General features: G+C 68.4%; 1 protein-coding gene. It reads right to left on the minus strand.

Annotation, left to right across the window (positions count from 1 at the left end; all coding sequences use genetic code 11):
• On the minus strand, nt 1–212 hold a 212-nt coding region (locus A7W11_RS05190; RefSeq protein WP_235816804.1), incomplete at both ends, for a methyl-accepting chemotaxis protein.

Here is a 212-nt window from a genome sequence, read left to right on the forward strand (position 1 = left end):
GCCGCCTGCGCGCTGCGCTGCGCCAGCGAGCGCACTTCGCCCGCCACCACCGCGAAGCCCTTGCCCTGCTCGCCCGCGCGCGCCGCTTCCACCGCCGCGTTCAGCGCCAGGATGTTCGTCTGGAACGCAATGCCGTCGATCACCGACACGATCTCGGAGATCTTGCGCGAACTGGCCGAAATGCCTTCCATGGTGTGCACCACTTCCGACAC

The organism is Bordetella ansorpii (assembly GCF_900078315.1).
Taxonomy (GTDB): Bacteria; Pseudomonadota; Gammaproteobacteria; order Burkholderiales; family Burkholderiaceae_B; genus Bordetella; species Bordetella ansorpii.